Annotated in this window: 13 protein-coding genes and 1 pseudogene; all 14 read left to right on the top strand. The window is 35.5% G+C overall.

All coding sequences use genetic code 11. From position 1 onward, the window contains the following. Window positions 1-45: 45 nt before the first annotated feature. A complete protein-coding gene (locus H1A14_RS20040; protein WP_194778085.1) occupies window positions 46-444 on the top strand; it encodes a hypothetical protein in 399 nt (132 codons plus the stop codon). Window positions 445-763: 319 nt separating this feature from the next. Continuing rightward, window positions 764-1,813 (top strand): neutral zinc metallopeptidase, encoded by a 1,050-nt coding sequence (locus H1A14_RS20035; protein ID WP_194778084.1) that lies wholly within the window; start codon window positions 764-766, stop codon window positions 1,811-1,813. A 210-nt stretch (window positions 1,814-2,023) separates the two neighbouring features. Next, window positions 2,024-2,848 (top strand): helix-turn-helix domain-containing protein, encoded by an 825-nt coding sequence (locus H1A14_RS20030; protein ID WP_194778083.1) that lies wholly within the window; start codon window positions 2,024-2,026, stop codon window positions 2,846-2,848. A gap of 78 nt (window positions 2,849-2,926) precedes the next feature. Next, the gene (locus H1A14_RS20025; RefSeq protein WP_194778082.1) at window positions 2,927-3,529 is read left to right on the top strand and encodes an NAD(P)H-dependent oxidoreductase; all 603 of its coding nucleotides are present in this window, start codon (window positions 2,927-2,929) and stop codon (window positions 3,527-3,529) included. Window positions 3,530-3,878: 349 nt separating this feature from the next. Beyond that, window positions 3,879-4,442, top strand: coding sequence for a Crp/Fnr family transcriptional regulator (locus H1A14_RS20020; RefSeq protein WP_194778081.1), 564 nt, complete (start codon window positions 3,879-3,881; stop codon window positions 4,440-4,442). 122 nt (window positions 4,443-4,564) lie between these two features. Continuing rightward, window positions 4,565-5,506 carry an alpha/beta fold hydrolase gene (locus H1A14_RS20015; protein WP_228527895.1) on the top strand — a complete coding sequence of 314 codons (942 nt, stop codon included), beginning with the start codon at window positions 4,565-4,567 and terminating at the stop codon, window positions 5,504-5,506. Between the two features lie 336 nt (window positions 5,507-5,842). Further along, a complete protein-coding gene (locus H1A14_RS20005; protein ID WP_194778080.1) occupies window positions 5,843-6,232 on the top strand; it encodes a RidA family protein in 390 nt (129 codons plus the stop codon). Window positions 6,233-6,411: 179 nt separating this feature from the next. After that, window positions 6,412-7,314 carry an alpha/beta fold hydrolase gene (locus H1A14_RS20000; protein WP_228527894.1) on the top strand — a complete coding sequence of 301 codons (903 nt, stop codon included), beginning with the start codon at window positions 6,412-6,414 and terminating at the stop codon, window positions 7,312-7,314. A 211-nt stretch (window positions 7,315-7,525) separates the two neighbouring features. After that, window positions 7,526-7,651: a winged helix-turn-helix transcriptional regulator gene (locus H1A14_RS19995; protein ID WP_317174914.1), complete on the top strand. Its 126-nt coding sequence runs from the start codon at window positions 7,526-7,528 to the stop codon at window positions 7,649-7,651. 59 nt (window positions 7,652-7,710) lie between these two features. After that, window positions 7,711-9,582: a M1 family metallopeptidase gene (locus H1A14_RS19990; protein ID WP_194778078.1), complete on the top strand. Its 1,872-nt coding sequence runs from the start codon at window positions 7,711-7,713 to the stop codon at window positions 9,580-9,582. Window positions 9,583-10,334: 752 nt separating this feature from the next. Beyond that, window positions 10,335-11,243 (top strand): NAD(P)/FAD-dependent oxidoreductase, encoded by a 909-nt coding sequence (locus tag H1A14_RS19985; RefSeq protein ID WP_228527900.1) that lies wholly within the window; start codon window positions 10,335-10,337, stop codon window positions 11,241-11,243. 256 nt (window positions 11,244-11,499) lie between these two features. Continuing rightward, a complete protein-coding gene (locus H1A14_RS19980) occupies window positions 11,500-12,339 on the top strand; it encodes an oxidoreductase (protein ID WP_194778077.1) in 840 nt (279 codons plus the stop codon). 1 nt (window position 12,340) lies between these two features. Continuing rightward, on the top strand, window positions 12,341-13,252 hold the full coding sequence (locus H1A14_RS19975; RefSeq protein ID WP_194778076.1) for a helix-turn-helix domain-containing protein: 912 nt from the start codon (window positions 12,341-12,343) through the stop codon (window positions 13,250-13,252). A 106-nt stretch (window positions 13,253-13,358) separates the two neighbouring features. Beyond that, window positions 13,359-13,628 (top strand): annotated as a pseudogene (locus H1A14_RS19970) (helix-turn-helix domain-containing protein); the annotation flags it as partial. Window positions 13,629-13,687 lie beyond the last annotated feature (59 nt).

Raw genomic sequence — 13,687 nt, 5'->3', positions numbered from 1 at the left:
ATCCGGCCAGTTTATCTTTGCATAAATCTAAACCAATATATTATTATGAAAAAGTTAGTATTATCTCTACTGCTAGGATTTCTTTTATTCAATACTTCCCATGCACAAAAGTATTTCGGTAAGAGCTATCCTCAGACGCAAATCATTGATCAGTATTTCGATGATTTAGATGTGAAAAAAGATTTCACTGTCATGGGAACAGCTGAACTCGATCAAGGCTTCCGTTCCTTGGAAAAGTGTCAAGACAAATTAGTCAATTTAGCCAGGAAAAAAGGAGCTGACGGAATTATTTTTGTTCTTGAAGAAGAGGTTTATGGCTCCTCAACCTCGGGAGGTGCCACTATAAATGAGAAAAAAAATAACAAAACGACAGCATCTACCAGCAGCTCGACTGTAGATTTGAAGAAAAAGACAATTAAAGCTAAACTAATTAAGTACATATAGATCCTAGATCGATTAAAGACAGAATCTTCCCATAAGAGTAAAGCAAAGGAGTAATGGGGTAATAAGTAAATAAACAAAAAATTCACCCCGATTGAATTTTACCAAACACTGGAATTGGCAAACAGCCCAATTCCAGTGGGAGGTAAGAAGTATGTTTATCTTTTTGACACACTTCATAAAAATAGATCTGCTAGACTCTATATCTCAAAAGTAAAAATTAGAAGATGATTTTCAACTAAGGAAGATACTGCAGTTTTTTAGGCCATTCAATCAACCCCCCTTAAGTATCCCTCCCCTAAAAACTCTTAACAAACCCGTTATGAAAAGTAAATATAATTTCCACTTTGCCATTTTCATTTCATTATTACTGCTTTGCAGTTGTAAAAATGATATGAATAGCCCGGAATACGATCCCGCTAATCCCGGTTTAGCTGACGTTGTGCCTGTCCCTTGCGATGACCCACCTTTGCGAAACTGGGTTTTAAATCAGTACTTTAGTTGGGGAAAAGATGCAACGTTAATCGCAACCAGCGCTGAGCTAACCATGGACCAATTAGCACTATTGTATACACTCTATTATGAAATCAATCCTTCAAATCAATCTTTTGGCCCAGAGGGTGAATACACTGTGCAAATAAAAGCAGGCTTTCAGGACTTAAAGCGATTTTGGGATATTGATTCAGACTGCATTTTTTTAGTTGCTACTCATGGGTCAATGCTTCAAGACAGGAGTAAAGTATTTAAAATGTACAAAACCAATGGCGCGTCAGACGCTAAAGCAAATAAATACGCTGATTCAGTAGCCAATTTATTCCAAATTTATCCGCAACTTCTTAATGGAAACCATCCTGCCTTCACATTTAATCAATTAGCCACACCTGATACTATCCTCGCTGGTATTGGGCCAATTCCTCCAAAAATCATCATTGGTGATGGAGTATTGCAAGGTTTTGAATCTCTTGGACTGGGAGACTTTGCACCACATGCGATTCTGGCTCATGAGTTTGGACATCATATTCAATATGATTTGGGTATTTTGGTAAAAGGAATGGAAAGAGGAAAAGAGCTCATCCCAAAAACTGCCCGTCGCATCGAATTAATGGCCGATGCATACGCAGCATATTACTTGTTTCATCCTGAGGGTGCTGCTATGGGGGAAGAAAGTTTGCAACACTATAGAAATGTATTTTTTAATCTTGGTGATTGCCTATTTGAAGATAATTCACATCACGGCACACCTTCCCAACGAATTGCAGCATTCGAATGGGGGTATAGGTTAGCAAAAGAACCAAACGGAAAAGGCCATATTTTACCCAGTCTTGAATTAGCGAAACTGTTCGATGCAGAATTAGAAAAAATCTTGAAATAATAATTTGTTGATTAATCCCCTACCTAAATCTGCATTTCATCGTCCCGATTTGAAGATGGTGTTTTGGGGATTTTAATTGTGACATCCCCATTTTGGTCGCTACTGGAACTAACCTGCAACATGGTCAGGAAACCCAAAAACTGTAGTTTCTAGTCTGGGACAAAATAGCAGTAACCCTATCAAAAAACCGAACAAAATTTGATACTTTAAATGACAGAATTAAAAGACAAATACATAAACCTTAAAATAGGTGTTCCCACAGACTTCGAGGATGTTTTTTCTCATTTCTATTTTGCCGAAAACAGATCTGCGGATATTGTAACAAAAACTTTGTTGCCCTCTTTTCAAACCATTTTGACTCTGAATTTTGGCAATAAAGCTTTACTTCGTTCTAAAAATAATACGGATGTAAGTATTGACAGGTGTTTTGTTTTCGGACCAATAAAACAGGCGTTTGACTATTCATTGCCGCCTAATTCAAAGGTTTTAGTTGCAAATTTTAAGGATGATGCATTTTATCGTTTTTTCGGTATTGCTGCAGTTGCCGAACCTTTACCTAAAAATCCAGACGATTTATCAGATGAAATTTGCTTTACAATTCTGTGGGAAGAACTTAATAAAATAGATGACGTAAACCATCAAATAAGTTATATGCTTGATTTTTTTAAACCTTATTTAAGGCGGAAAAATAAAATCGCACAAAAATTTGCAAACCTTACCCTTGATAACCTTAGCCTCATAAAATCTGTTGCAAGTCAAGAAAAACAAACTGAAAGGAACATTCAACTCCAACACAAGAAATATCTGGGATACTCATCCAAGGAAATCAACCGCTATAAAAGATTTTTGAAAGCCATAGAATTGATTCAAAATACGGCCGGAACAACCATTAAGATAGACTGGTTTAAAATTATAAATGAATGTGGGTATTATGACCAAAGCCAATTCATTCGTGACTTCAAGTATTACCTTAATATTAGTCCAACAAAATATCTGAAATTTCACCAAGATATTTGTATGGTAAAGGGTATATAAGCCTCGTTTCGTTTTCTTACAATTTTACCAGACGGTGCCAATCTACTTTTGTCCTATTGAAATTTAAAAAATAGGACAATGAAACACTTAATCATTTATGCTCATCCAAACGATGGTAGTTTAAACCGTCATTTACTTCAAACTATTGTAGAAAGTTTGCAAAGGAACTCGCAAGAAATTGTAATTAGAGATTTGTATCAACTCAATTTCAGCCCCGTTCTTTCATTGGAAGATATAAAGGGACAAAGACTGGGGATAGTTTCAGACGATGTAAAACAAGAACAAGATTACATTTCGTGGGCAGACCATATCATTTTTATCTACCCCATTTGGTGGACAGGGATGCCTGCCATTATGAAAGGATATATTGACCGTGTTTTTAGTTACGGTTTTGCCTATCGATATGACAAAGGTGTGCAACAAGGACTGCTCACGGGCAAGCAAACCACAATTGTCAATACCCAGGGCAAATCGAAGGAAGAATATGAGGGTATAGGAATGGATAAGGCGCTTTCATTAACCTCTGATAAAGGGATTTTCACTTATTGCGGATTAAAAATCAACCAACATTTCTACTTTGGCAAGGCCGATAAAGCCAGTGCCCAAGATATTGAAAAATGGACCAGACAAATCAATTTTTTCTTTCAAAACAATCTATGTTTCCAAAACCATGACAACTAAAGCACACATCCCTATTGATTTCAAGGCGACCAAGAACAATGATTGAGTATTCCACACCAGCTAAAGGGAAAATGGTCAGAAGATTCGGAAAAAAAAATCTTGTGGCGGAACCGCTCACCTTATTTACGTCGAGAAACTCTCTCATTCCTAACGACTTCCATCCTCTGATGAAGAAAGAAATCCGTGATTAGTACAGAGGATAAAGAAACAAATCGATAAATTGAGACTGACTATTCGAGAAACAAGCATCGACTTCAGGCCAATTTATGTGGTTTGATTAACGTCAGTCAAAAGGCTAGGACGTTAATGAAGGATTTAATAATATAATCTGAAAACAGCTCATAACTCAATGGCAGAAAAACTCAGAACACATATAGAAAAAAAAGTACAACTCTCTGATGAGGAATTTGCATTCGTGTTATCTCATTTTACTATAGCGGAATTCAAAAAGAATCAATTCATTTTTGAAAAAGGTGAAAAAGTAACCTATGCATATTATGTGGTATCAGGGCTTTTAAAATTACTGTATACCGATAGCGCTGCAAATCAGCATATTGTATCTTTTGCTTTGGAAGATTGGTGGGAAAGTGACTTTTATGCTTACTTTACCCAAACTAGGGCTACAATGTCTTTACAGTGCCTTGAAAAAACCACTGTTTTTTGCTTATCTCTTGAAGGCTACCAAAATTTATGCGCTCGTCTGCAAAAGATGGAAAGCTTTTTTCTTCAGAAATCGAATTTAGGGTTTATTGGATCACAACAACGCATCTTGTCTTTGCTTACCTCTAATGCAAAAGAACGATATGAACAGCTTCTTGGACAGTATCCTTCATTGTTTCAAAGAGTATCTAAAACCCAGCTTGCTGCCTACTTGGGTGTTTCCAGAGAGACATTGAGCAGACTTCAGAAATAAAATAGCCTGATTCTTCTTTTTTCAACGAGAAAGGTCACAATCTCAAAATAGTGATTAACCTCACAGGTTCGTCCCGAATTAGATCTTCAACTTTGCAATGTCAAATCAAAAACAGCAAACCAATGAAAAAACTGATATCAGTGCTAGGTCTAATTTTAACAATCACAAATAGTCATGCTCAAAATAAAAATGAAATGGAAAAGATAAAATATAAAACGATTGAAGTAAATGGCATAGACATCGCCTATCGTGAAGCGGGAAATAATAATAAGCCTACCATTGTTTTATTACATGGCTACCCCTCATCTTCCCATCAATACAGAAAGGTATTAAATCAGTTGGCTGATGAATACCATCTCATTGCACCGGATTATCCCGGTTATGGAAACAGTGATTTCCCTTCTCCGGCTGATTATGAATATACTTTTGAAAACATCGCTTCTACTATAGATACATTTTTAGAGAAAAAAGAAATCTCCTCGTATGCTATAATGATGCAGGATTATGGTGCTCCAATTGGATTCAGAATCGCAACAAAACATCCGGAAAGAGTAATAGCAATAATCAACCAAAACGGAAATGCTTATGAGGAAGGGCTAGGAAAAGGATGGGAATCTATCAGGGCTTTATGGGCCAATAGAAATGAAAATACAGAAAAAGCATTATTACCGGCTTTTACATTAGAGGGTCTAAAATGGCAATACACCCATGGAACAAGAAATCCTGAAAATATAAATCCTGATACCTGGCATTTGGATTACCTAAGAATGAGCAGGCCAAATGCACATCAAGTAAATATAGATCTTTGGTATGATTACCAAAATAATCTAAAGTTATACCCCGCTTGGCAAAAGTATTTAAGAAAATACCAACCGCCCATGTTAATTGTATGGGGAAAAAATGATGAATATTTTCCCGAAAGCGGTGCAGAGGCTTTTAAGAAAGATCTCAATACTATTGATTATAATATTTATGATACTGGGCATTTTGCTTTGGAAGAGTATGGAGAAGAAATCATAGAAAAAATCAGAGCCTTTATGGATAAAGTTGTAAGTGAAAAGTGATTTGTATCAGTTATCGCCAAGGAGCGATATGAAATGTTACTTGAGCAGAGTCCTTCATTATTTCAAAGAGTATCTAAAACCCAGCTTGCGGCTTACTTGGGTGTTTCCAGAGAGACATTGAGCAGACTTCAGTAATAAAATACTCTAATTCTTCTTTTTTCATTGAGAATGGTCACGATCTCAAAATAGTGATTAACCTCACAGGTTCGTCCCGAATCTGATTCTCAACTTTGCATTGTTCAATCAAAAACAACAAACCAATGAAAAAACTAACAACAGTTTTAGGTCTGGTATTATTATCAATCACATGCGGTCTTGCACAAAAAAAAAAATCAAATGGAAAAAAAAGTAATTAATCCCTGGGAATGGCAGAATCAACGCAGTTATGTTCAAGCTGTAGAGGTAAAACATGCGGAAAGCACACTCTATATTTCCGGGCAGACAGCCATAAATGCCGATGGAGTGTCAAGCAACGCTGCCATGAAATCCCAATTAACCGATGCCATTCAGAATTTGGAAAAGGTAATCAACGAAGCAGGTTACAATCCCGAAAATATTGTAAAGCTGAATATCTATACCACGTCGACAGAAGAGCTTTTGGCTTGCTTTGATGTCTTTCAGGATTGGGTAGCTAAACATGGTATTAAGCAAGCAAGTACAGTTCTCGAGGTGAAAGGTCTTTTTGAAACTTTGAAAGTTGAACTTGAAGCGACAGTAGTAAAATAAGGGTATGATAAAAAAATAATCATCGAACAGGAGTATCCGGTCAAAAGGCGAAGTTTTGTGCGCTATATGTACAATAATCCAAGTCGAAAGTTCAGTTCTCCAAACATAATAATTGAACGATTAAAAAGATGATAACAAAGACGAATGCCCCCATCAAAAAATTTGGTTCAATCAGAGGATTGAAGACAGTAATAGCTTTTATTTTCTCAATATTAATTTCATCAAATACCATGAATGCACAAACAACAAGAGTACCTGCTTCACTTGGAAGAGAAGAGTACGTGGAGGTAGAAAATAATGTAAACCTCCACATTACAGACCTTGGCGAAGGTAAAACAGTGGTTTTAATCCACGGATGGCCGCTGAGCGATGCCATGTATGAATACCAATATCAGGATTTGGTTCAAAAAGGATTTAGAGTTGTAGGAATTACTTTGAGAGGTTTTGGAAAATCAGACATGCCTTATGGAAAATACGACTACGATGTTTATGCCGATGATATTAAAGTGGTACTGGATAAACTCCATATCGAAGACGCAACTCTAGGTGGATTTTCAATGGGTGGTGCCATTGCCATACACTATGTGGCAAAATACGATGCTGCACATATAAGCAAATTGGCATTGTTTGGAGCTGCTGCACCTGTTTGGACGAAACGTGCTGATTATCCTTATGGGTTTTCTAAGGATGATGTAAATGGCCTTATTCAATTAAGCATGACTGATCGTCCCCAATTATTGGAAAACTTTGGGAAAATATTTGGGGCAACAGAAACTGCTTTACCAATAGGTTTGGGTAATTGGTTAGGCGGAATCAATTTAGAAGCATCGCCTTATGCCACTACACAAAGTTTGATAGCCTTAAGAGAAAGTGACTTACGTTCTGAATTGCCTCAAATAAAAATCGCTACTGCCATTTTCCATGGCGTAAAAGATAAAATTTGCGAGTTTGCCTTAGCCGAACAGATGCACAAAGGAATAAAAAACTCCTACATCGTAAGATTTGAAAATAGTGGACATGGATTATTTTTGGAAGAACTTGAAAAATTCAATACTGAATTGGTCAATTTCATAGAAAAATAAGACTTCTAAATCTAAGCACGAATCAATAATATGTTATTGGTAAAAAAAGGGTTGATGGAAGTAATCATGTTCAATTATTTCCATCAGCTTTTGTACTTACATAAGCCGACTAAGTTCTTATCCCTACCAAAAAGTATCGGAAACATAGTTGACCGACTGTCTCCCTTGCCAATTTTTGGTTGGATATAAGAAGCCTTTATAAAACACGGCAATTGATATCAGAGAAGTTTTTGCAACCGTTCCGCCAAAAGTTGAATACACCTTAACAACAAAAGGGCAAAAGTTAGAGCCGATTTTTAACGAATTGTATAAATGGGGTGTTGAATATGTCGGTTAGTCCGTAATTGTCAACAGTTATCTATTGAAGCTTCGCAGATGCCTAAAAACCAATCAACCTTGAAAAATATAATATTACAAATTTTCATTCTCTTTCTAGTTTTCTCAAATATTTCTTTTGGGCAGCATCTGCCAATTACTAAAAATGTAAAAGAAGCCTATAGAGTAGGAACAAGAGATATAAGCGGTGCTCCCGGTAAATTATACTGGCAAAACACCGGTGATTATAATATTAAAATAAAATTTGATCCTGACACCCGATTGTTAAAAGGCATAGTAGATATTGAATACATTAACAACAGTAATGATACTTTAGCTCAACTTGTGTTTAAATTGTATCCAAACTTGTATAAAACGGATGCCCTTCGTAATAGGCATATTGCTCTTAAAGATTTAGGAGAAGGAGTTCAAATCAAGTCCTTTTTAATTGATAATGAATATTTTGATAGCGCCAAGTATAAAATAATTGGAACAAATATGTATGTTGGTAATAAAATCATTTTACCAAAGCAAAAAGCACATATCACTGTAGATTATAGTTATTTCTTAAACGCAGGATCTTTTATCAGAACGGGTCAAATAGATGCCGGTGCGTTTTTTATAGCGTATTTTTTCCCAAGAGTTGCGGTATATGACGATATAGATGGTTGGAATGAGCATCCATATTTAGGTAAAGAAGAATTTTATAATGATTTTGGGGATTTTCATGTTGAGATTTCTGTTCCTGATAATTACCAGGTTTGGGCTACAGGAGAACTCAAAAATAAGCGTGAAGTTTTTACTAATGAAATAGTACATAGACTTGAACTTGCTCAACAAAGTGACAGTATTATAAACATAATTACAACTGGAGATTTACAAAATGGACATGTCACAAATAAAAATAAGGATTCTGTAAATACTTGGGTTTTTGATGCTAAAAACGTTATTAATTTTTCATTTTGCATAAGTAATCATTATGAATGGAAATCCACCAGTGTAATGGTAGATTCCACATCAAAAAGACGTACTAGGGTTGATGCTGTTTTTAATCCCAATCATGAGGCTTTTTTACCTGTTATTTCTTATGCAAGAAAAACAGTGGAGCTAATCAGTTATTATTTTCCTAAGATACCATTCCCATATTCTCACCTAACTGTATTTGAAGGGTTGGATGCAATGGAATATCCTATGATGGTAAACATGTTACCTTTCAAAGATTCGGCTGATGCCATAGAGCTTACAGCACATGAAGTTTTTCATTCATTGTTCCCTTTTTATGTAGCTAATAACGAAACAAAGTATTCTTTTATGGATGAAGGCTTGGCGACATTAATAGAATTTATGTACCATCCTCTTATCGATTCAACTATTCATTTAAATTATGACATCAGCCCTGTAAATCTATCTGCGGGCACAGATGAAGATATGCCTATTATGACACCTACCCCTCAATTATATGGCAAGGCGAGGTTTGCGAACAAAGACTTAAAGCCTGCTTTGGCATATCTATATCTTCAGGAAATGCTTGGAGAATCTCAATTTCTAAAAGCTTTACAATTATACATCACAAGGTGGGCAGGAAAGCACCCCACACCTTTTGATTTTTTCAACTGTATAAATGCAGGAAGTGGTAAAGATTTGAATTGGTTTTGGAATAATTGGTTTTTTGAAAAAAATGTTCCTGACCTTGCTATAAGTAATGTAAACAATCGTAAACTTAATTATACGGTTGAGATTTCAAGTCCCGGTACATTAGCAGTTCCTATACATCTTACCATTATTTACGAAAACGGTTCTAAAGAGACAATCACTAAAGATATATCTTGCTGGGCAAATGGTAGAAACCCAATAAACTTAAAATTCAAAGCAAAGATGAAAGTTAAACAGTTGGTGTTAGGAAATGATTACGACGTTGACATTAATCCTGAAAATAATAAATGGACATTTTAATAGATTAATAAACTGCCTTCAACTACAGAATAAAGCATGGGCTGTGAGAGTTCTTTGCCATTCCACCACCAAGCTCCAGCCTTACATCCGTTACATTTCCATATTTTTAGTTCTCTTTAAGTTGAAGATATTCGATTATTTTTCCCATCATTTTTTTCTACAATAAATCGAATACCTGTAGAAACTCAATTTACTGGAATCATAACTCTTTTTGAATGTTTTTCTAAAGTATTCAAAAAATACAACAAATCATCCACTAAAAATATTGAATTAACTATTCTTGGGATTTCAAGAGCATCAGGAGAATTTAGAGTAGCTAAAACAACAAATTGATCAATAAGACTTAATTTACCATCGTGAGCAGCAAAAAAACCAACTTTTCCTTCTGTAATTTTTTTGTAAAATTCAACTGTACTTTCGAAGCTATCGATTACAACAGGAAGTAAGATTTTTTTTAATTTTCAAAGTATATTAATTATACCACAAAACTATTATTCTCATCTTAAGTGTACTATAACTCACTTTTTTATTAGAGTGAAAAATGCGAATCAATTAAATAGGAAGGTATTATCTGAAAGGTGTAAGGTTAGTGTTTTCACGGTAAATTTAATGCAACATTGTTGCATAAAAAAAACTTCCCTACCTTTGTCAAAAAAATGATGACAAGAAGAGAGCTTTTACAACTTGGCGGGCTTGCTATACCAGCCCTAGCCTTACCTTTTCCATCAACAGCATTTACGAAAATCAATCTTATGAAAGACAATAATAGTTTTGACGTTATAATTATTGGTGGGAGTTACGCTGGACTTTCTTCGGCAATGGCATTGGGCCGAGCTTTAAGAAAAGTCTTAATCATAGACAGTGGTTTACCATGTAACCGACAAACACCACATTCACATAATTTCATTACCCAAGACGGAGAGAAACCAATGGCAATCGCAGAAAAAGCCAAAAAACAGGTGTTGAAATATGACACTGTAAAATTTCAGACAGACCTGGTGATCAACGGAAAGAAAACTGAGACCGGCTTTGAGATTTTCACCCAATCAGGGAAAGTGTTTTCAGCTAAAAAACTGGTTTTTGCAACAGGAGTAAAAGACATAATGCCGGACATTAAAGGATTTTCGCAGTGTTGGGGAATCTCTGTAATTCATTGTCCTTATTGCCACGGGTATGAAGTGAAAAATGAAAAAACAGGGATTTTAGCTAACGGAAATATTGCGTTTCACTATGCCCAACTCATTCGTAATTGGACAAAGGATTTAACGATATTTACCAATGGAAAATCGGAATTAACGCAGGAGCAAACTGACAAAATCAAAAAACACAATATTCCAATAATAGAAAAGGAAATATCCTCTTTGAAACACATAAACGGAGTACTTCAAGAAATAATTTTTAAGGATAATTCAACCTTTGGGTTAAAAGCAATCTATTCACGGCCAGCTTTTGAACAACATTGTAAAATCCCCGAATTATTGGGTTGCGAATTGACAGAACAAGGCCTTATCAAAGTAGATAATTTTCAAAAAACAACAGTAGAAAACATATTTGCCTGTGGAGACAATACCAGTCCTTTCCGTGCGGTATCCTATGCCGTATCCACAGGAAATATTGCAGGTGCTGTATTGAATAACGCGATGACAGAAGAAGAATTTTAACAGAAAGAAAATTACAAACCTATAATTTTGTGTAAAAGCAATAGTGGGTGAATTGGTAAATCAAGGGTTCGTGCAGTTAATAAACATTGGTGGTAGCGGACAAGTAATCGACTTATAGTCCGCTACTACTTTTAAACTTGACAGTTAGCGGTAATAAAGACAAATAAACTGTAATCCTGAATTCTAATACTTTTATCCTTGATTTGAAAACTATCTTCATTGATGGATCCAATAGCTTTGTAAAAACAAAAAAATTATGGATACACAGAAAGTTTGGTTTATCACAGGAGCCTCTAAAGGAATGGGGCTTGAAATCACAAAAGCGGTTTTGAAGAATGGCGATAAAGTCATTGCAACTTCTCGAAATACGGACATGCTTTTAGAAAAATTTGAAGACCACGAGAGAAATTTACTTGCAATAAAATTGGACATCACCAATGAAAAAGATGTTGAAAATGCTATTTCAAAAGGCATAGATAAATTTGGAAAAATAGATATTGTGGTCAATAATGCAGGATATAACCTGTTGGGGAATATCGAAGAAACAAGTGATACCGAGTTTAGAAAAACTATGGATGTCAATGTTTTTGCAATGACCCATATCATTAGAAATGTCTTGCCACATTTACGCAAGCAAAAATCAGGGCAAATCATTAACATTGCTTCTATGATGGGCTTTATGAGTTATCCAGGCAATGGAAGCTACAGTGCTTCAAAATATGCAGTTATAGGATTATCGGAAGCCTTGGCACAAGAAGTTGCTCCTTTTGGCATTAAAGTGACCATTTTGGCTCCGGGAACCTTCCGCACAAATTTTATGAATGAGGAAACACTCAGTGTTGCGCAAAATAAAATTGATGCCTATGATTTAGATACACAGGTAGCACAGTTTACAGGATTTGATGGAAAACAATTAGGGGATCCTAAAAAATTGGCAGAAGTAGTACTTCAACTTGCCGAAATGCCGAATCCTCCTTTGCATCTTCCATTGGGTTCCGATAGTTACCATGCCTTATTGGAAGTTCGTAAGAACGAAAAGGAAGAAATCGAAAAATGGAAAACTTTATCTTTATCTACTGATTTTGATCAAGAATAGTGTGAAAAAAGCTGCTCCATATAAAATTGAGTCAATATCTGAACTTCACAGGTTATTCAAATTGCCAAAACCAATTCATCCTTTGATAAGCATGATTGATTTTGAGCATATAAAATTTGATTCTAATGAAATTTGGAGCAGCTTTTATTATGATTTCTATTGTGTGGCGATAAAAAAAGGTGCCTCAGGCAAGTTTCGGTATGGACAAGCTCATTATGATTTTGATGAAGGAGTGATGAGCTTTACCAAACCAGGTCAAATCTTTTCTGTCACGAATCCTACAGATGACCCCTTGTCAGGATATATGATGGTTTTTAAACCTGAACTTATTCGGGATTCTGAATTAGGAAAGGTTATTGGCAATTATGGGTTCTTCTCTTATTCTACCTCAGAAGCCCTTCACCTTTCTGAAAAAGAGGACTATATCATTATGTCTCTGATGAATCAAATACAGGATGAATTAAAAAACAACATTGACCACTACAGTCAGGATTTAATAGTTTCGCACATTGACCTGCTTCTCAATTACGCAAAGCGTTTTCACAATAGGCAATTTCTGACGCGAAGTTCTGTGAATAATGACATAGTATTAAAAATGGAAGAATTAATGGATGCGTACCTAAAAAGTGATGCTTCAATATTAGGTGTTCCTACAGTCCACTTTTTTGCAGAAAAGCTCAATATCTCCCCTAATTACTTGAGTGATTTATTAAAGAGCGCTACCGGTCAAAATGCGCAAACATATATTCAAGAGGCTGTAGTTGAAAGAGCGAAAGAACTGCTTTCCACAACTAGTTTAAGCATCAAGGAAATTGCCTATGAATTGGGATTTGAATACCCACAATCCTTCAGCACTATGTTTAAGAAGAATACGCAACAAACACCATTGCAATTCAGAGCAGCATTTAATTGAAAAATTACTTCTGCAGAAGGCTTTTGTCTCAATTAGTAGGTAAACTAATCAATTGGACATTCTACCTAGCATGAATCCAACACTTGAAGCACTTCGGAATCCGCCACTTAAAAGCGGTTTACCAACAGTTGAATACTTAGCCAACAAACTAGATTATTCTTCAAATTATCTAAGTGATATGTTGCGATTGCTGACAGGGCAAAATGCCCAACAACACATTCACGAAAAGCTCATAGAAAAAGCAAAAGAAAAACTCTAAACGACAAATTTATCCGTAAGTGAAATTGCCTATGAATTAGGTTTTGAGCAATCACAATCCTTCAACCGAATTTTCAAAAAGAAAACCGAAATGTCGCCTTTGAAGTATAGACAATAGTTCAATTAAATATTTCCTACTAAAAAAAAGGCATGTAAACATGAATTTTGACAACATAG

Source organism: Pararhodonellum marinum (genome assembly GCF_015354735.1).
Classification (GTDB): domain Bacteria; phylum Bacteroidota; class Bacteroidia; order Cytophagales; family Cyclobacteriaceae; genus Pararhodonellum; species Pararhodonellum marinum.
This window is presented reverse-complemented; position numbering and strand designations above follow the sequence as displayed.

Coding starts and splice junctions, on each gene's coding strand:
- H1A14_RS20015 (WP_228527895.1), top strand. CDS start 4,565: ATGAAAAAACTGATATCAGTGCTAGGTCTAATTTTAACAATCACAAAT.
- H1A14_RS20025 (WP_194778082.1), top strand. CDS start 2,927: ATGAAACACTTAATCATTTATGCTCATCCAAACGATGGTAGTTTAAAC.
- H1A14_RS20030 (WP_194778083.1), top strand. CDS start 2,024: ATGACAGAATTAAAAGACAAATACATAAACCTTAAAATAGGTGTTCCC.
- H1A14_RS19980 (WP_194778077.1), top strand. CDS start 11,500: ATGGATACACAGAAAGTTTGGTTTATCACAGGAGCCTCTAAAGGAATG.
- H1A14_RS20005 (WP_194778080.1), top strand. CDS start 5,843: ATGGAAAAAAAAGTAATTAATCCCTGGGAATGGCAGAATCAACGCAGT.
- H1A14_RS19985 (WP_228527900.1), top strand. CDS start 10,335: ATGAAAGACAATAATAGTTTTGACGTTATAATTATTGGTGGGAGTTAC.
- H1A14_RS20020 (WP_194778081.1), top strand. CDS start 3,879: ATGGCAGAAAAACTCAGAACACATATAGAAAAAAAAGTACAACTCTCT.
- H1A14_RS20035 (WP_194778084.1), top strand. CDS start 764: ATGAAAAGTAAATATAATTTCCACTTTGCCATTTTCATTTCATTATTA.
- H1A14_RS20040 (WP_194778085.1), top strand. CDS start 46: ATGAAAAAGTTAGTATTATCTCTACTGCTAGGATTTCTTTTATTCAAT.